The sequence below is a fragment of the Streptomyces aureocirculatus genome (assembly GCF_000720475.1).
In the GTDB taxonomy this organism is placed as follows: Bacteria; Actinomycetota; Actinomycetes; order Streptomycetales; family Streptomycetaceae; genus Streptomyces; species Streptomyces aureocirculatus.
In genome coordinates this window covers 66,993-83,116 of record NZ_JOAP01000028.1, presented here as the reverse complement: position 1 = coordinate 83,116, position 16,124 = coordinate 66,993, and the positions used below count along the sequence as shown (strand labels likewise).

Annotated in this window: 17 protein-coding genes and 1 pseudogene; 1 reads left to right on the top strand and 17 read right to left on the bottom strand. The window is 71.0% G+C overall.

Features of this window, described 5'->3' with window-relative positions:
* Window positions 1-44: 44 nt before the first annotated feature.
* From pyrH to rpsB, 3 genes are all read right to left on the bottom strand, one after another.
* Window positions 45-803, bottom strand: a complete 759-nt coding sequence (pyrH, locus tag IG78_RS0125050) for a UMP kinase (protein ID WP_030566978.1) — start codon at window positions 801-803, stop codon at window positions 45-47.
* Window positions 804-1,031: 228 nt separating this feature from the next.
* Entirely contained in the window at window positions 1,032-1,868 is an 837-nt protein-coding gene (gene tsf, locus IG78_RS0125045; RefSeq protein WP_030566976.1) for a translation elongation factor Ts, read from the bottom strand.
* 154 nt (window positions 1,869-2,022) lie between these two features.
* A complete protein-coding gene (gene rpsB, locus IG78_RS0125040) occupies window positions 2,023-2,952 on the bottom strand; it encodes a 30S ribosomal protein S2 (RefSeq protein WP_030566975.1) in 930 nt (309 codons plus the stop codon).
* Between the two features lie 267 nt (window positions 2,953-3,219).
* Between rpsB and IG78_RS42650 the strand changes: the two genes are divergently transcribed.
* Entirely contained in the window at window positions 3,220-3,894 is a 675-nt protein-coding gene (locus IG78_RS42650; RefSeq protein ID WP_037686151.1) for a peptidoglycan DD-metalloendopeptidase family protein, read from the top strand.
* 171 nt (window positions 3,895-4,065) lie between these two features.
* On the opposite strand, the gene IG78_RS0125030 is transcribed toward IG78_RS42650, so the two are convergent.
* From IG78_RS0125030 to rimM, 14 genes and pseudogenes are all read right to left on the bottom strand, one after another.
* Window positions 4,066-4,623, bottom strand: coding sequence for a TetR/AcrR family transcriptional regulator (locus tag IG78_RS0125030; RefSeq protein WP_030566972.1), 558 nt, complete (start codon window positions 4,621-4,623; stop codon window positions 4,066-4,068).
* Between the two features lie 187 nt (window positions 4,624-4,810).
* Window positions 4,811-5,650, bottom strand: coding sequence for an RNA polymerase sigma factor WhiG (whiG, locus tag IG78_RS0125025; RefSeq protein ID WP_037686150.1), 840 nt, complete (start codon window positions 5,648-5,650; stop codon window positions 4,811-4,813).
* Window positions 5,651-5,952: 302 nt separating this feature from the next.
* The gene (gene dprA / locus IG78_RS0125020) at window positions 5,953-7,329 is read right to left on the bottom strand and encodes a DNA-processing protein DprA (protein ID WP_107054999.1); all 1,377 of its coding nucleotides are present in this window, start codon (window positions 7,327-7,329) and stop codon (window positions 5,953-5,955) included.
* On the bottom strand, window positions 7,326-8,945 hold the full coding sequence (locus IG78_RS0125015; RefSeq protein ID WP_030566965.1) for a YifB family Mg chelatase-like AAA ATPase: 1,620 nt from the start codon (window positions 8,943-8,945) through the stop codon (window positions 7,326-7,328). Before IG78_RS0125015 ends, dprA begins: the two co-directional genes overlap by 4 nt.
* The gene (locus IG78_RS0125010; RefSeq protein WP_107054998.1) at window positions 8,945-9,337 is read right to left on the bottom strand and encodes a YraN family protein; all 393 of its coding nucleotides are present in this window, start codon (window positions 9,335-9,337) and stop codon (window positions 8,945-8,947) included. The genes IG78_RS0125015 and IG78_RS0125010 overlap by 1 nt, the downstream gene beginning before the upstream one ends.
* Window positions 9,338-9,445: 108 nt before the next feature.
* Window positions 9,446-9,754: a DUF2469 domain-containing protein gene (locus tag IG78_RS0125005; protein ID WP_003965949.1), complete on the bottom strand. Its 309-nt coding sequence runs from the start codon at window positions 9,752-9,754 to the stop codon at window positions 9,446-9,448.
* A gap of 55 nt (window positions 9,755-9,809) precedes the next feature.
* Window positions 9,810-10,301, bottom strand: coding sequence for an NUDIX hydrolase (locus IG78_RS0125000; RefSeq protein ID WP_030566961.1), 492 nt, complete (start codon window positions 10,299-10,301; stop codon window positions 9,810-9,812).
* A gap of 94 nt (window positions 10,302-10,395) precedes the next feature.
* Window positions 10,396-11,178, bottom strand: coding sequence for a signal peptidase I (gene lepB, locus IG78_RS0124995; protein ID WP_030566952.1), 783 nt, complete (start codon window positions 11,176-11,178; stop codon window positions 10,396-10,398).
* 125 nt (window positions 11,179-11,303) lie between these two features.
* Complete coding sequence (lepB, locus tag IG78_RS50640) at window positions 11,304-12,215, bottom strand: signal peptidase I (protein ID WP_030566950.1); 912 nt, start codon at window positions 12,213-12,215, stop codon at window positions 11,304-11,306.
* Window positions 12,205-13,280: pseudogene (lepB, locus tag IG78_RS42645) on the bottom strand (signal peptidase I); the annotation flags it as partial. The pseudogene lepB (IG78_RS42645) and the gene lepB (IG78_RS50640), both read right to left, overlap by 11 nt.
* Window positions 13,273-13,995 (bottom strand): signal peptidase I, encoded by a 723-nt coding sequence (gene lepB / locus IG78_RS0124980; RefSeq protein WP_030566948.1) that lies wholly within the window; start codon window positions 13,993-13,995, stop codon window positions 13,273-13,275. The pseudogene lepB (IG78_RS42645) and the gene lepB (IG78_RS0124980), both read right to left, overlap by 8 nt.
* 69 nt (window positions 13,996-14,064) lie before the next feature.
* Window positions 14,065-14,415, bottom strand: a complete 351-nt coding sequence (gene rplS, locus IG78_RS0124975) for a 50S ribosomal protein L19 (RefSeq protein ID WP_016638799.1) — start codon at window positions 14,413-14,415, stop codon at window positions 14,065-14,067.
* Window positions 14,416-14,601: 186 nt separating this feature from the next.
* Window positions 14,602-15,423 (bottom strand): tRNA (guanosine(37)-N1)-methyltransferase TrmD, encoded by an 822-nt coding sequence (gene trmD / locus IG78_RS0124970; RefSeq protein ID WP_030566945.1) that lies wholly within the window; start codon window positions 15,421-15,423, stop codon window positions 14,602-14,604.
* The gene (gene rimM, locus IG78_RS0124965) at window positions 15,423-16,094 is read right to left on the bottom strand and encodes a ribosome maturation factor RimM (RefSeq protein ID WP_078965487.1); all 672 of its coding nucleotides are present in this window, start codon (window positions 16,092-16,094) and stop codon (window positions 15,423-15,425) included. The genes trmD and rimM overlap by 1 nt, the downstream gene beginning before the upstream one ends.
* Window positions 16,095-16,124 lie beyond the last annotated feature (30 nt).

The window sequence follows — 16,124 nt, the reverse complement described above, 5'->3', positions numbered from 1 at the left end:
GGCCGTCCGGCTCGGACGCCGGCCCCTGGAGGGACGTACTCGGCTCAGGCCCGGGAGTCCTGGTCGCCCACGGTCGTGCCGATCTTCTCACCCTTGACGGCCCGCGCGATATTGCCCTCGGCGAGCAGTTCGAAGACGAGGATGGGCAGCTTGTTGTCCCGGCACAGGGTGACGGCGGTGGCATCGGCGACCTTCAGGTCGCGGGTGATCACCTCGCCGTACCCGAGGGAGTCGAACTTCACCGCGTCCGGGTTGGTCTTGGGGTCGGAGTCGTACACGCCGTCGACGCCGTTCTTGCCCATGAGCAGGGCTTCCGCGTCGATCTCCAGGGCGCGCTGGGCCGCGGTGGTGTCGGTGGAGAAGTACGGCATGCCCATGCCCGCGCCGAAGATGACGACGCGGCCCTTCTCCAAGTGGCGCACGGCGCGCAGCGGGATGTACGGCTCGGCGACCTGCCCCATGGTGATGGCGGTCTGCACGCGGCAGCCGATGCCCTCCTTCTCCAGGAAGTCCTGGAGGGCCAGGCAGTTCATGACCGTGCCGAGCATGCCCATGTAGTCGGAGCGGGCCCGGTCCATGCCGCGCTGCTGCAGTTCGGCGCCGCGGAAGAAGTTGCCGCCGCCGATGACGACGGCGATCTGCGCGCCGTCCCGCACGACGGCCGCGATCTCGCGGGCGATCTTGTGCACCACATCGGGGTCGACGCCGAGGCCGCCGCCTCCGGCGAACGCCTCGCCGGACAGCTTCAGCAGGAAGCGCCCGGCTACTTTGCCGTCGTCACTCTTGTTGTCGGCCTTGGTCATGGAGTTCTCCTTGTGGTGCACATACGAAGAGGCCATTGCCGGTGGGGTGGTGTTCATCCCATGCGCGGCAATGGCCTCCTCGTCAGTTCTTTCGGTCGTCCGCCGCGTGCGCTGGCCCGGGGTCCGGGTTCCTCGCATGCGGCGTCACGCCCGTCGCGTACGCCGCTGCGCGTACGCGGGCGACCGCGGTAGACCCTAGCGGGCCGCACCGTCAATCGTGGTACGGACTCAGATGCCGACCTTGATGCGCGCGAAGCGCTTCAGGGTGACACCGGCCTCCTGGAGGACCTTCTCGACGGACTTCTTGTTGTCGAGGGCGTAGGGCTGACCCAGGAGCGTGGCGTCCTTGAAGAAGCCGTTGAGGCGACCCTCGACGATCTTCGGTAGGGCGGCCTCGGGCTTGCCCTCGGCGCGGGTGGTCTCCTCGGCGACGCGACGCTCGGCCTCGACGACGTCGGCCGGCACGTCCTCCTTGGAGAGGTACTTCGGCGCGAAGGCGGCGATGTGCTGGGCGATGCCCTTGGCGACCTCGGCGTTGGCCTTGTCCAGCTCGACGAGCACACCGATCTGCGGGGGCAGGTCGGGCATCGTGCGGTGCATGTACGCGGAGACATAGCCGTCGCCGAACTGCGCGAAGCGGTCCAGGACGATCTTCTCGCCGAGGTTGGCGTTGGCCTCGTCGACGTACGCCTGGACCGTCTTGCCGGCCTCGATCTCGGAGGCAAGCAGCGCCTCGATGTCGGCCGGGTTGGTCTTGGCGACGTGCGCGGCGAGCGCGCCCGCGACAGCCTGGAACTTCTCACCCTTGGCGACGAAGTCCGTCTCGCACTTGAGCTCGACGATGACGCCGGTGGAGTTGTCGTCGGCGATCAGGGAGACCACGGCGCCGTTCTCGGCGGAGCGGCCCTCGCGCTTGGCGACGCCCTTCTGGCCCTTGATGCGCAGGGCCTCGACGGCCTTGTCGACGTTGCCGTCGGCCTCGTCGAGCGCCTTCTTGCAGTCCATCATGCCGGCGCCCGTGAGCTCACGGAGCTTCTTGACGTCAGCGGCGGTGTAGTTCGCCATGATTCTCGAAAATCTTTCTCGAAGTCGAAGATCTACGGGTGAACGGCGGGGGCCGCGCTCGTGGCACGGTCCCCCGCCGTCAGCAGCCGGTGGACGGGCAGTCGCCGCCCTGCGCGGGCGGTGTGGCCGCCCGGTCGCGCGGCCGGTGCCGGATTCAGGCCTGCTCGGTCTCCGCGGCGGGAGCCTCGGCGGCCGGGGCCTCCTCAGCGGCCGGGGCCTCGGCCGGAGCCTCGACCTCGGCCTCAGCGGCGTCGGCCGGCTTCTCGTCGGCCTTCGGGGCCTCGGCGTCGTCGCCGTCCGCCTTCTTCTCGCCCTCGAGCAGGTCGCGCTCCCACTCGGCCAGCGGCTCGCCCTGGGCCTTCTCGCCCGGCTTCGAGTCACCGGTGGCCACGCCGGAACGGGCGATGAGGCCCTCGGCGACGGCGTCGGCGATCACGCGGGTGAGCAGGGTGACGGAGCGGATCGCGTCGTCGTTGCCCGGGATCTTGTAGTCGACCTCGTCGGGGTCGCAGTTGGTGTCGAGGATGGCGACGACCGGGATGTTGAGCTTCCGGGCCTCGCCGACCGCGATGTGCTCCTTCTTGGTGTCCACGATCCAGACGGCGCTGGGCACCTTCTGCATCTCGCGGATACCGCCGAGGGTCTTCTCCAGCTTGGCCTTCTCGCGGGAGAGGACGAGCAGCTCCTTCTTGGTGAGGCCGGAGGCGGCCACATCCTCGAAGTCGATCTGCTCGAGCTCCTTGAGGCGCTGCAGACGCTTGTAGACGGTCGAGAAGTTGGTGAGCATGCCGCCCAGCCAGCGCTGGTTGACGTAGGGCATGCCGACACGGGTGGCCTGCTCCGCGATGGCCTCCTGCGCCTGCTTCTTCGTACCGACGAACATGACCGTGCCGCCGTGGGCGACGGTCTCCTTGACGAACTCGTAGGCGCGGTCGATGTACGACAGCGACTGGAGAAGGTCGATGATGTAGATGCCGTTGCGCTCCGTGAAGATGAATCGCTTCATCTTCGGGTTCCAACGGCGGGTCTGGTGACCGAAGTGGACGCCGCTTTCCAGCAGCTCCCGCATCGTGACGACGGCCATGGCCGTACTCCTTGAGTTTCTCGGTTATGTCCTGACGCCCGGCACGCGCCGTGCCACGTACTCGCGTACGGGACCGAAAGGCGCTGACACCTTTGGCTGCGAAGCCCGGTGTCGGGGCGTGCGAAGTCGACCCGGTGACCCGGATCGCCACATGAAGTGTACGGGACCCGCGGGGTGCCGGGTGACGCCGCTGTCCACAACCGGCTGGTAGTCCACAGATCCCGGCCATGATCCCCGCGAGGGGGCGCCGGACGGGACCGTTCTCGCATGACGTGTGAACGGGTTTTCCGGGCGCTCCGAGTGCGGAGCGTGCTGAGTGTCACCGTGTGGGTGGCGGTTCTCATCGCCCTGACCTGCGCGTCCGTGCGGGCGGCGGGGCCGGGTCCGGCGCCGCCCGGGGACCTGCCCGCCGGACGGGAGGGTCCGCCGGGGGCCGCTCATGGTCCGGTGCCGGATCGGGTTCCGGCCGTCGGGGGCGTATGGCCGGGTCGGGTTCCGGCCGTCGGGGGCGCATGGCCGGTGGGGGCGCGGCCATCGGTGGTACGGGGGTGGGAGCCGCCGGCGACGGAGTACGGGGCGGGGCACCGGGGTGTGGACCTGGCCGCGCCGCCCGGGGCACCGGTCCGCGCGGCGGCCCCGGGCCGGGTGTCCTTCGCGGGGCGGGTGGCCGGGCGCGGGGTGGTCTCGGTGGAGCTGGCACGTACGGGGGATCCGCCCCTGCGTACGACCTACGAACCGGTGCGGGCCACGGTCGGGAAGGGCGACCGGGTGACCACCGGCGAGACCCTCGGCACGCTCGAACCGGCGGCCCGCTTCCACTGCCCCACGGCGTGCCTGCACTGGGGCCTGCTGCGCCAGGACACCTACCTCAACCCCTTGAGCCTGCTCCCCCCACACCTACTGGGCCGACCCCCGCCCCGCTTGCTCCCACTGCCCACCTGACACGGCCGGACCCCCACTCCGCCCCCCGCCGACACCCGCCAGCCACCTGCCACCTGCCGCTTGCCGTTCCGGTCACCCGGACGTCGGCGGGACGGAACCCGCCCTCCCCGGCACAAGGCACAGGGCACAGGGCACAGGGCACAGGGCACCGGGCACCAAACCTAGAAGGGACTAGCCGCGCACACCCCGCAACGCCATGGCCACAGCGGCCTCGATGATCGCCTCGGGCTCCTCGGCCACGCCGAGTTCAATTCGCCGCACGGCGGCGTCCACGATCCCCTGAAGCAGCATCGCGGCCAGCCGCGGCTCCTGGTGCCCCAGGGCACCGAGCGCCTCCACGATCATGGCCACGAGCCCACCGTGCGCGGCCCGGATCTTCTCCCGGGCGCCCGCGTCGAGCTCACTGGCCGAGATCGCCACCACGGCCCGGTGCCGCCGGTCCCCGACCAGCGCGAGCTGCCGCCGCACATAGGCCTCGACCTGCTGCTCCGGCGAGTCCGCCGCCTCCATCGCCGCGGAGACCTCCGCCGCCCAGAGGGGGAAGTCGACCTCGCAGAGCTCTTCGACGACGGCCGCGCGCGAACGGAAGTACTCGTAGACGGACGAGCGCGCAAGACCCGTGCGCTCGGCGAGCGCCGGGAACGTCAGCGCCTCCGTACCCCCTTCGGACAGCAGGGACCGCGCTGCGTCCAGCAGGGCGCCGCGCTGCATCGACCGGTGCTCGGCCACAGAGGCCGCTCGAATCCTTGGCACCCCCCCACTTTACGGACGCGGCGCCCACCAGGGGAGTCCGCCAAGCGGGCACTCCACCCGGCGGCGGGAGCACCGGCGCCGAGAAGAGGCAAGGCAGAGCCGGGGCGCACCGGCAGCAGGGACGATTCAGCGCACCCTTTGCCCGACTGCGCCCGGCGCCCCCTCACCGGCCGAAACTGGCCAACTTCGCCCGTAGCTGCAGCACCGACTTGGTGTGGATCTGGCTCACCCGGCTCTCCGTCACGCCGAGCACATTGCCGATCTCGGCGAGCGTGAGCCCCTCGTAGTAGTACAGCGTGACGACGGTCTTCTCGCGTTCGGGCAGCGTGTTGATGGCGCGCGCGAGGAGTCGCCGCAGCTCACGGTTCTCGGCGACCTCGACGGGGTTGTCGGCCGCGGTGTCCTCGAGCGTGTCCATCAGGCTCAGCCGGTCGCCCTCGCTGCCGACGTGCAGCAACTCCTCCAGGGCGACGACGTTCGCCAGGGACAACTGGCTGAACACCGCGTGCAGTTCCTCCACGGCGATGCCCATCTCGGCTGCCACCTCCCCCTCGGAGGGGGTGCGCCGCAGCCGCGCCTCCAGGGTGGCGTAGGCCCGCTCCACGTTCCGCGCCTTCTGCCGCACGGACCTCGGGATCCAGTCGAGCGCCCGCAGCTCGTCGATCATCGCGCCCCGGATCCGCGTGATCGCGTAGGTCTCGAACTTGATCGACCGCTCGATGTCGAACTTCTCGATCGCGTCGATGAGCCCGAAGACCCCGGAGGAGACGAAGTCCGCCTGCTCGACATTGGGCGGCAGACCCACGCTCACCCGTCCCGCGACGTACTTCACCAGCGGCGAGTAGTGCAGGATCAACTGCTCGCGCAGCCGTCCGTCGCCCGTCGTCTTGTACGACCGCCACAGCTCGTCAAGCGACGTGGGAGCGGGTGGCCGCTCCCGCTCGCCGCTTCGGGCGGCTGGGGGGACTGCCGCCCGGTCGGACCCTGACGTGTGCTGGGGCATGCGTCGCCTTGAGCCGTTCTGCCGTGAACATGGGAAAGTTACCGGAACCCGCTGCCATGGCGATTTTGCGTGATGTGAATGAGCTTGTCCGTCTGATTGCCTGTCTGCACCGGATTCGTTGTGAGCGTAGCGTGACTGATGTGTCGCAGTGTGCGAAGACTATGGGATCGCGCGTACGCAGATACGTTCCGCTTGACGCCCTACGGGCGGTTCGCCGTCGCTCTGCGTGACTGCCCTAGTGCGCCAACTCCTCCTTTTCCCAAGGGCGTCGGCGTGTCATCCGTCCGGCGCAACACGCACCGTCACCTCCCACCCCCGCCCGGAAAGACCGGGGGAATCGTCTGGCGTGTCAACTGCCAGCCGTCGCCCTGTCGTTCGACGAACCCGAGCGAGCGAAGTTCGTACAGCCGGACGACCGCGTCGTCCGTACTGGTGCCCGCGCTCAGCGCGATGTCCCGCACCCCCGCACTTCCCCGCGCGGGCAGCGCCGCCAGCACACCCGCCGCCTCCGGGTCGAGCAGATCCCGCGGCACCACCGGGCCGCGCCGTCGGGGCGCGACGTCCCCCATGTCCCCCACCAGCTCCACGACTTCGGCGGCATCGCTGACCAGCACCGCGTCCCCGCGGAGCAGCTCGTGCACCCCGGCCGAGAGGCCGCTGGTGGCCGGGCCGGGTACTCCCATCGTGTACCTCCCGAGGTCCTGGGCGCAGCGGGCCGTGACCAGCGCGCCGCTGCGGTGGGCGGCCTCCACGACGACGGTGCCCCGGGTGAGCGCGGCGATGACTCTGTTCCTGAGGATGAATCTGCTCGGCGTCGGATGGTCGCCCGGCGGCAACTCCCCCACGACGAGTCCCTGTTCGGCGATCCGCCCGATCAGTTGTGCGTGACCCCGGGGATAGGGCCTGTCCACCCCGCACGCAAGGACCGCCACCGTGGCGCCGCCCGCGCCGAGAGCACCCCGGTGCGCGCCGCCGTCCACGCCGTACGCGCCGCCGGACACCACAACCCACCCGCGCTCGGCGAGACCCGCGCCCAGGTCCGCCGCCATGTGCGCCCCGTACTCCGTGCAGGCACGCGCCCCCACGACCGCCACCGACCGCAGCGCCCATATCCGCAGGGAGGGCCGCCCCCGCACCCACAGCCCCACGGGCCGCGCGTCCCCCAGGTCGTCCAGTTGGGCGGGCCATTCGGCGTCCCCCGGCGCCACGAACCGTGCCCCTGCCACCGTGGCCGTCTCCAGGTCCCGCTCCGCCCGTACCCGTCCGGCCCGCGCCCTCAGCCCCGCCCACCGCTTCGCCGAGACCCCCGGCAGCCGCGCGCCACCACCCCCTGCGGCCGCCCTTTCCCCCTCGGGCCTCCCGTGTCCCTCACTCCCCTTGCCCTCGAACCACGCGTCCCTCGCGGGTCTCCCGTACCCCTCACCCCTCTCCCGGCCCCCGGACCTCGCATCCTCCTCAGGCCTCCCGTACCCCTCAGGCCTCTCGCCCCCGGACCACGCGTCCCCCGCGGCCCCCACATCACCCGCATCCCCCTCGACCAGCCGCCGCAGCACCTCTACGGCCCCCCACTCCCGGAGCCACCGCCCGCCCACGGCATCCCCCGGCTCCAGCACGCGGGTCAGCGCGACACGGGCCAGCCACTCCTCGCCCCCCGGCCACTCCTCGTCCCCCTGCCTCACGGTCGCGCCCCCACCACCATCGGCACCCCGCGTGGCACCCCCGTGCGCAGTTGCAGGGCGAGGGCCACGTCGCCGGCGTCGGGGCGGTCGTGGCCCGTCAGGTCCGCCACCGTCCACGCCACCCGCAGCACGCGGTCGAGGCCGCGTGCGGTGAGGACACCGCGTTCCAGGCTGTGCTCGGCCTCGGCCATGGCGCCGGGGACCGCCTGCCAGCGGCTGCGCAGTTCGTGGCCGGGCACCTCGCTGTTGGCGCGCCACGGTGTGCCCGTGAGGCGGGTGGCCGCGCGCTCCCGGGCGGCACGCACCCGGGCGGCCACGACCTGCGTGGACTCGCCACGCGCCCCTTGGGCCGTCAGTTCGGAGCGGGTGACCGGCTCTACCTCCACGCGGAGGTCGACCCGGTCGAGGAGGGGTCCGGAGAGCCGTGACTGATAGCGGCGGATGCTGTTGGGTGAGCAGTCGCAGTTGTCGCCGGTCACGCTGAGGCGGCCGCACGGGCAGGGGTTCGCAGCCAGGAGCATCAGGAACTGTGAGGGCAGCCGCACCACTCCGGCGCTGCGGGCGATCACGACGTACCCCGATTCCAGCGGCTGGCGCAGGGCGTCCAGGGCGTGGCTGCTGAACTCAGGAGCCTCGTCGAGGAAGAGCACTCCCCGGTGCGCCAGGGAGACCGCCCCGGGACGGGCGATCCCCTTGCCGCCTCCCACCAGCGACTGCATGGTCGCCGAGTGGTGCGGCGCGCAGAACGGCGGGACATCCACCAGGGGCTTGCCGGGCGGCAGCATGCCCGCGACCGAGTGGACGGCGGTGACCTCCAGGGATTCCGCCCGGGACAGGCGGGGCATGATGGCCGGCATCCGCTCGGCGAGCATCGTCTTGCCCGCGCCCGGCGGGCCTTGGAGGAACACGTGGTGCCCGCCGGCGGCGGCGACCTCCATCGCCGTCCGCGCGGACACCTGGCCGACCACGTCCGCGAAGTCGTGCCGCTGGTCGTGGGCGGCGACACCGCCCATACCGCTGCCGAACGCCGCGCCGGGCAGGTTCAGGCCCGCCATCAGGGGATCCGGGCGGCCGGATTCGTCCGGGGGTTCCTCGGGGACGGGCTCGTCGGTGAGGACCGCGATCAACTGGCGGAGACTGCGCACCCCCAGGACGGAAACCCCGGGTACCAGGGCAGCTTCCGCAGCCGTGCACTCCGGGACGACCACCTGTTCATAGCCCGCGTCCGCCGCCGCGAGGACGGCGGGCAGCACACCGCGCACCGGACGCACCCGGCCGTCGAGCCCCAGTTCCCCGATCATCACGACGTCGGCGAGGACGCGGGGGTCGATCCGCTCCGCCGCTCCGAGGACGGCACAGGCCACGGCCAAGTCGAAGCCGCTGCCTCCCTTCGGCACGGACGCGGGGCTCAGCCCGACCGTGAGCTTCTTCTGCGGCCACTCACCGCCGGAGTTGACCACGGCCGCCCTGACCCGGTCCCGGCTCTCCGTGAGGCTCTTGTCGGGCAGCCCCACCAGCGTGAACGCCGCGACGCCCGGCTCCAGATCGGCCTGGACCTCGACGACGACGCCTTCGACGCCCACCAGGGCCACCGAGCACGTACGCGCGAATCCCATCACGCCACCCCCCGGGCGTGCTCCACCACGGGGGCGCCCCGCTCGGGCACGACGACGCCCACCAGGTCGATGCGCACCCCGCCCGGTGGTGCCCCGCCGTGCTCCTGGAGCCAGCGTTCCGCGAGACCACGCAGCCGTTGGGCCTTGACGGGCGTCATCGCCGCCATCGGGTGCTGGAACGAGGCCTGCCTGCGGGTCTTCACCTCGCAGACGACCAGGGCGTCGCCGTCGCGGGCGACGATGTCGATCTCACCCGTGCGGCCGCCACGCCAATTGCGGTCCAGGACCGTCATTCCGGCTTCGGCCAGCCGCCGTGCGGCCAGTTCCTCGCCGTACCTGCCGAGAGCACCCTGTGCGTTCATGTCGGCACCACCTCCGACACCCACGGTCACGTGGTGGCGCCCCGCTGTTGGATCTTGGTGCGTTACTCGCGGGTTGTGGACAACTCCGTCCCCCGGAAGGGTGACTCACCTGCCGCCGGGCCCAGTGCGGGCGGCGGCTCAGCCGCCCGGAAGCTCCAGATCGCTCTTGTTGAGCTCCTCGATATTCACGTCCTTGAACGTGAGTACCCGCACCTGCTTGACGAACCTGGCCGGGCGGTACATGTCCCACACCCAGGCGTCGGCCATCGAGACCTCGAAGAACACCTCGCCCTGGACCGAGTGCACCTGCATCTCGTAGTCATTGGTGAGGTAGAAGCGCCGCTCGGTCTCGATCACGTATTTGAACAGCCCGACGACGTCGCGGTACTCCCGGTAGAGCTTCAGCTCCATCTCGGTCTCGTACTTCTCGAGGTCCTCGGCGCTCATGGCATGTTCCCCTTCAGCCGTGCGTCCCCCTATTGTGCGCCAGCCCCGGGGGCCCCTACACGATTTCCGTGTCCAGGGTCTCGGGCGAGCTCGGAGGACCCTCGTCGAGCAGCTTGCGCAGCAACTCGGCGAGCCTGGTCGGATACACCGTCTCACGTGCCCGGGCCAGTTCCGGGCACGTCCACCAGCGCGCTCCCGCGACACTGCGCCGCTCGAGCTCGGTCAGCCCCGCCGGGCGCGTCACCGTCTGTGTGGTGCGCGCCAGGTAGTACCACTCGTCCTGGTCCCAGCGCCGTCCCGCGAAGGGAAAGGAACACATCCGCCGCCACAGGACGGGGCCGAGTTCGACGTCTGTGATTCCCGTCTCCTCGGCGAGCTCCCGCAGCGCGGCCTGCGCACGCGTCTCGTCGCCCTCAAGGCCGCCGCCCGGCGTGAACCACCAGTCGTCCGCCGGGTCGCCCGGCTCGTGCCCGTGCAGCAGCAGAATGCGGTCGCGCCCGTCCAGGAGCACGACCCGGGCCACCTTCCGCAGCGGCCGCCCCGCCATCGCGCCGGCCCCAGCGGCACCGGTCACCCCGTCCGCGGGCACCGACGGCCCGCCCACAGCCGCCCCCGGCGACACCTCGTCGGACGCCACCCCGTCAGCCGACACCCGCGGCCTCCGTCGTCCCGCCGGACCTGCCGCCCGCGCCCGCGCCGCCGGTAGACCCGGCACCCCGCCGGGTCCGCCTGGCGATGGGCCCGTACGCGGCCCCGCCGAGGACAAGCACCGCTCCCGTCACCACCGCGGCGAGCTGGAGCCGCAGCGGCCCCGGCTCGGACCCGCCGCCGCCGGGCAGACCGTCGAAGGCCGTGGTGGGGTCGAGCATGCCGTCCAGCGGCCAGGCCACGGCGTCGACGCGGGCCTTCACGGCGCTGCGCGGCACGGTGCCGTGGTTCGCGTCCTCCAGGTGCACGCTGGAGTCCATCGAACCGCTGCGCTCGTCACCGAGCAGGAACAGCCGCCCCTCGGGCACGGTCGTGGCCGGAAGGCCGGTCGCCGCGGCATCTTCCCCCTTGGGGAGATACGGTTCCTCGATCTGCTTGCCGTTGACGGTCAGCCTGCCCTCGGTACAGCAGGCGACCTTGTCGCCGCCGACGCCGACGACGCGCTTGATCATCGGCAGGTCGCCCCAGGACTGCTGCCGGAAGACGACGACGTCACCGCGGCGCACGTCGTCGCCGTCGATGCGCTGGGCGAGGACCCGGTCGCCCGCCCCGATGGTGGGGGTCATCGAGCCCGTGGGAACGGTGTACGGCTGGTAGACGAAGGCGCCCCAGACGAAGCCGCCGAGGAAGAGGACACAGCCGAGGGCCACGGCGACCCCCGACAGTGTGCTGCCGAGCCGTCCGTGGCCCTCGTCCGTACGACGCGTCGTGCTCATCCCAGTGCTCCCCCGGCTCGGAGACGACCCCCGCGGCCCCTCGTACCGAGTATGCGAGCGGCGTACGGCGATGACGCGCGCTGTTCCGGACGGGCCGTGGAAGATCGGCGATCTGGGACGGCAGACTACCCGGCGGTACGTCCGCCAGAAACCCTGGAGCCGGGCCCGGAATCCGGGCGTGCGGCCGCCCGGCGGCGGCGCCACAGGACGATCGGCACCGCGCCCGCGAGGCCGAGGGCGGCCGGTGCGGCGCCCATCGCCTGGCTGATGCCCGGCTGGTCGAAGGTGTCGGGGACCGGCAGCGTCGCCCAGCGGGTGGGGGGCCAGGCGATCACGAAGGCGCGGCCCACGACGTTGTCGACGGGCACGGCGCCGCCACCGGGCTGGTTCTGGTGGTAGCGGGAGTCCAGCGAGTTCTGCCGGTGGTCACCCATGACCCAGATCTTGCCCTTGGGAACCGTGATCTTGAACTGGCCGCCCTGGTCGTCGACCGTGCAGGGGGTGTTGCCCTCGAAGACGTAGTTCTTCTCGTTCAGCGCCTTGCCGTTGACCTTCAGCGGTCCGGTGCCCTTGCACTCCACGGTGTCGCCGCCGACCGCGATCACGCGCTTGATGAGGTCCTTCTCGTCGGCGGAGGGCATCAGGCCGATCCAGCCGAGGACCCGCTGCACCGCGTTGGGCTCGGGGGTGGGTTCGCCGTCCAGCCAGTGGCCGGGGTCCTTGAAGACCACGACTTCGCCGCGCTCGGGCTCCGAGCCGAACCACGGGGTCAGCTTGTCGACAAGGACGCGGTCACCCTGCTGCAGCGTGTTCTGCATGGAGTCCGACGGGATGGAGAACGCCTGGACCAGGAAGGTCTTGATGACCAGGGCGAGGACCAGGGCGATTCCGATGAGGAGCGGCAGCTCCTTCCAGAACGACTTGGGCTTCTTGCCCTTCGCCGGCTTCGGCGGCTCGGCTCCCTGGGGGCCCGGGGCGCCGGTCTCGCCGGGAGCCGCCGCGGGGCCGGGGGCCGCGGTGTCCGGTCCGGTGCTCATCCCGTCCCCCGCGGGTGCGGGTACCGGCCCCGCGGAGTGCCCTGGCTGCTCCTCGGGCCCCTCGTGTCCGGATCGTGCGCCGACCGCCACATCCCCCACATCCACTCCTCAGTCCGTTCCGCTGCCTGCCCCGTGCGCGACGCAGGCCCACCACTCCCTTAACGAGCGGGAGTTCCGCAGGGGTCGGGAGGCCGGTATTTCCGTTGCCACCGCCGGAGGCCACCCTATGCGACGCTCCTGTGACGGTGCCCGACCCGGCGGGCGCGTCGGTCCCGCCGGGTACGTACCGGGTTCCTAGAGTTTGCGCCAGTGACCGAACGGCCAGGCGATGACGAGTGCGCGGCCCACCACCTCGTCCTCGGAGACGGTGCCGCTGAACTTTTCGTTCCGGTGAAAGCGCGAGTCGGCGGAATCCGACCGGTGGTCGCCCATGACGAAGAGGCGTCCCTCGGGGACCTTCACCTCGAACTCGAAGGCGGAGGGCTTGTCACCGGGGTGGAGGTACGGCTCGTCGATCGGCTTGCCGTTGACGGTGACCTTGTCGTTCTTGTCACAGCACTTCACGGTGTCACCGCCGACTCCGATGACGCGTTTGATCAGATCGCGCTCGTCGTCGGAGGGGAGCAGCCCGATGAAGGTGAGGCCCTGCTTGACCTGCTTGACGACGACGGGGTCGTCCTTCTTCTTGCCGCGCTCCTCCAAGAGCCAGTTCCCGGGATCCTTGAAGACGACGACGTCCCCGCGTTCGGGCTTGTTGCCGAACCACGGGGTGAGCTTGTCGACCAGGACGCGGTCACCGATGCGGATGGTCTGCTCCATGGAGCCCGTGGGGATCACGAAGGCCTGCACCAGGAAGGTCTTCAGGACCAGGGCTATGAGCAGCGCGACGACTATGAGGAGGGGTACTTCCTTGATCGCGGAGCGGCGCCTGCGGCGTTTGACCCTCCGGGCGAGCTTGCGGCGGTCGGCGCGGCCCGGCAGTACGGGGCCTTCGGTGGGCCGGGTCCCGGTGGGCAGGCGGGTGTCGGCCTTGTGCGTGGCTTTCGTACGGCCGCGGCTACCCATGCGCGCCGCCTGGTGCCGGCACGCGCGCGTAGGCGTCGGGACGCTTCAGTGAGGTCCAGCGGCCGAGCGGCCAGGCGATCCAGTCGGCCCTGCCGATGACCGCGTCCTCCGGGACCATGCCGCCGCCGGGAGACCCGAGGTGGTCGCGGGAGTCGCTGGAGTCGCTGCGGTGGTCGCCGAGCAGGAAGAGGGTGTCGTCGGGCACGACGACGTCGAAGGGCACCTCCGAAGGGGCGTCCCCGGGGAACAGATGAGGCTCGTCGACGGGAGCGCCGTTCACCTTGATCCTCCCCCGTTTGTCGCAGCAGACCACTCGGTCGCCGCCCACGCCCACGATCCGCTTGACGTAGTCGGAGTCTCCGAAGTAGCCGCTGCCGTCGAAGACGACCGCGTCACCGCGCTGGGGCCCGGAACCGAAACGGTACGCCAACTTGTTGACGAGCACGCGGTCCCCCGGGCGCAGGGCGGGCTCCATGGAGCCGCTGGGGATGGCGTAGGGCTGCACCACGAAGGTGGCGAGCAGGAGCAGGACGGCCATGCCCAGGAGGGCGGTGAGGGTGAGGCGGCCGCCCGGGACCCGGCCGACGACGGACGCGAAAACGGAGCGCGACCGCTCCTCCGTTCCCTCTGTCTCCGGCGCCTCCGCGGTGGCGGGTGCGGGCTCGGAGGAGGGGGAGGAGCGGTCGCGCTCCGTGTGCTGTGCTTCGGTGTCCATCGGGGCCAGATGCTATCCGGCCCCGCTGTGGACCCGTGCGAGAGCTCGGCCCGAGGGCCGTGCGCAAGCTCAGTTCTCGCGCTTCTCCTTGATCTTCGCGGCCTTGCCGCGCAGGTCACGGAGGTAGTACAGCTTGGCGCGACGGACGTCGCCCTTGGTGACGAGCTCGATCTTCTCGACGATCGGGGTGTGCACCGGGAAGGTGCGCTCGACGCCGACGGAGAACGAGACCTTGCGGACCGTGAAGGTCTCGCGGACACCGGCGCCCTGGCGGCGGATGACTACGCCCTTGAACTGCTGCACACGGGAGCGGTTGCCCTCGATGACGCGGACGTGGACGTTGACGGTGTCACCCGGGCGGAAGGCCGGGATGTCGCTGCGCAGCGACGCGGAGTCGACGGAGTCGAGCAGGTGAGACATGATCGTCTGCTTCCTCGTTGATGCCACAGGTCATCAACGGTGATCGTGATGAGTGTTTGGGTGCCTTCTTGAAAAGAAGACCGGGGCTCCGAGGAGTCCGGTCTCTTCCGGAAGGGATGCTGATCGCGTCGGGCGGGCGTCGTCTCCCCCTGTGGCAGGGGCGCACGCTGGACGTACAGCAACGGTCTATTCTTCCACGGCCTTCACCCTGCGCCAAAATCGGCCGTCCGGCTCGGGCTCCCAGCCCAGGATCGAGAGCATTTCCCGGTCCTTCTTGTCGAAGGCCGCCGGGTCGCAGCGCTCGATCAGGTCGGGCCGGTTGGCCGTCGTGCGGCGCAGCGCCTCGTCCCGGCGCCAGCGGGCGATCTTGCCGTGGTGGCCGCTGAGCAGGACGTCCGGGATGTCACGGCCGCGCCACTCGGGGGGCTTGGTGTAGACGGGGCCTTCCAGGAGGTTGGCCATGGCTCCGGGGGCGAAGGAGTCGTCGCGGTGGGACTCGGCGTTGCCGAGCACGCCCGGGAGGAGTCGGGCCACGGCCTCCGTGACGACCAGGACGGCGGCCTCGCCGCCCGCGAGGACGTAGTCGCCGATGGAGACCTCGTAGACCGGCATGCGCGTCGCGTACTCGTCGACGACGCGACGGTCGATGCCCTCGTAGCGTGCGGGCGTGAAGACCAGCCAGGGGCGCTCTGACAGCTCGACGGCGAGTTCCTGGGTGAAGGGGCGGCCACTGGGCGTCGGGACGACCAGGGCGGGGCCCGTGTGGCCCGCTTCGTAACCGTCGGCGAGCAGGGTGTCGAGGGCGTCACCCCAGGGCTCGGTCTTCATGACCATGCCGGGGCCGCCGCCGTAGGGCGTGTCGTCGACCGTGTTGTGCCGGTCGTACGTCCAGTCCCTGAGGTCGTGCACATGGACGTCGAGGCGGCCACGCGCGCGTGCCTTGCCGACGAGTGAGACGTTCAGGGGCTCCAGGTACTCGGGGAAGATCGTGACGACGTCGAGCCGCATCAGGCGTCGCCCTTCACGGCACCGGGCGAGCCCTCACCGGCAGCCTCGGACCCGGCTCCGGCAGCCTCGGCGCCAGCCCCAGCAGGCCCAGCAGACCCAGCAGCGCTGTCACCGCCATCAAGCCCGGCCCCGGCGGCATCCCGCGCGGAGGCGATCTCCGCACCGTCGTCGATCAGGCCGGGCGGCGGGTCGATGACGGCCCGCTGCTCCTCCAGGTCGATCTCGGTGACGATCTCCTCGACGAACGGGATCATCACTTCGCTGCCGTCGGGCCGCTCCACGATGAACAGGTCCTGCGAGGGCAGGTGCGAGATCTCGGTAATCCGGCCGACCTCCGTGCCGTCCTTGGTGACGACATCGAGGTCCATGAGCTGGTGGTCGTAGAACTCCTCCGGGTCCTCCGGGAGCTCCTCGGGGTCGACCTCGGCGATCAGCAGCGTGTTGCGCAGCGCCTCGGCGCCCGTGCGGTCGCGTACGCCCGCGAAGCGAAGCAGCAGCCGGCCGCTGTGCACCCGGCCCGTCTCGATGGTCAGCGGGCCGGTGCCCGCCGGGTCGGTGGCGAGCACGGCGCCGGGGGCGAGCCGCAGCTCCGGCTCGTCGGTGCGCACCTCGACGGTGACTTCGCCCTTGATGCCGTGGGCGCGGCCGATCCGCGCGACTACGAGCTGCACTGTGGTGACTCTCCCTGTTGATACGACTAC

Bases quoted from the DNA above. Each gene is read 5' to 3' on its own strand.
- rplS (WP_016638799.1), bottom strand. From the start codon at position 14,415: ATGTCTCACCTGCTCGACTCCGTCGACTCCGCGTCGCTGCGCAGCGAC.
- rpsB (WP_030566975.1), bottom strand. From the start codon at position 2,952: ATGGCCGTCGTCACGATGCGGGAGCTGCTGGAAAGCGGCGTCCACTTC.
- lepB (WP_030566948.1), bottom strand. From the start codon at position 13,995: ATGGACACCGAAGCACAGCACACGGAGCGCGACCGCTCCTCCCCCTCC.
- pyrH (WP_030566978.1), bottom strand. From the start codon at position 803: ATGACCAAGGCCGACAACAAGAGTGACGACGGCAAAGTAGCCGGGCGC.
- IG78_RS0125000 (WP_030566961.1), bottom strand. From the start codon at position 10,301: ATGGCGGGGCGGCCGCTGCGGAAGGTGGCCCGGGTCGTGCTCCTGGAC.
- whiG (WP_037686150.1), bottom strand. From the start codon at position 5,650: ATGCCCCAGCACACGTCAGGGTCCGACCGGGCGGCAGTCCCCCCAGCC.
- IG78_RS42650 (WP_037686151.1), top strand. From the start codon at position 3,220: ATGACGTGTGAACGGGTTTTCCGGGCGCTCCGAGTGCGGAGCGTGCTG.
- lepB (WP_030566952.1), bottom strand. From the start codon at position 11,178: ATGAGCACGACGCGTCGTACGGACGAGGGCCACGGACGGCTCGGCAGC.
- IG78_RS0125005 (WP_003965949.1), bottom strand. From the start codon at position 9,754: ATGAGCGCCGAGGACCTCGAGAAGTACGAGACCGAGATGGAGCTGAAG.
- lepB (WP_030566950.1), bottom strand. From the start codon at position 12,215: ATGAGCACCGGACCGGACACCGCGGCCCCCGGCCCCGCGGCGGCTCCC.
- IG78_RS0125015 (WP_030566965.1), bottom strand. From the start codon at position 8,945: ATGGGATTCGCGCGTACGTGCTCGGTGGCCCTGGTGGGCGTCGAAGGC.
- trmD (WP_030566945.1), bottom strand. From the start codon at position 15,423: ATGCGGCTCGACGTCGTCACGATCTTCCCCGAGTACCTGGAGCCCCTG.
- tsf (WP_030566976.1), bottom strand. From the start codon at position 1,868: ATGGCGAACTACACCGCCGCTGACGTCAAGAAGCTCCGTGAGCTCACG.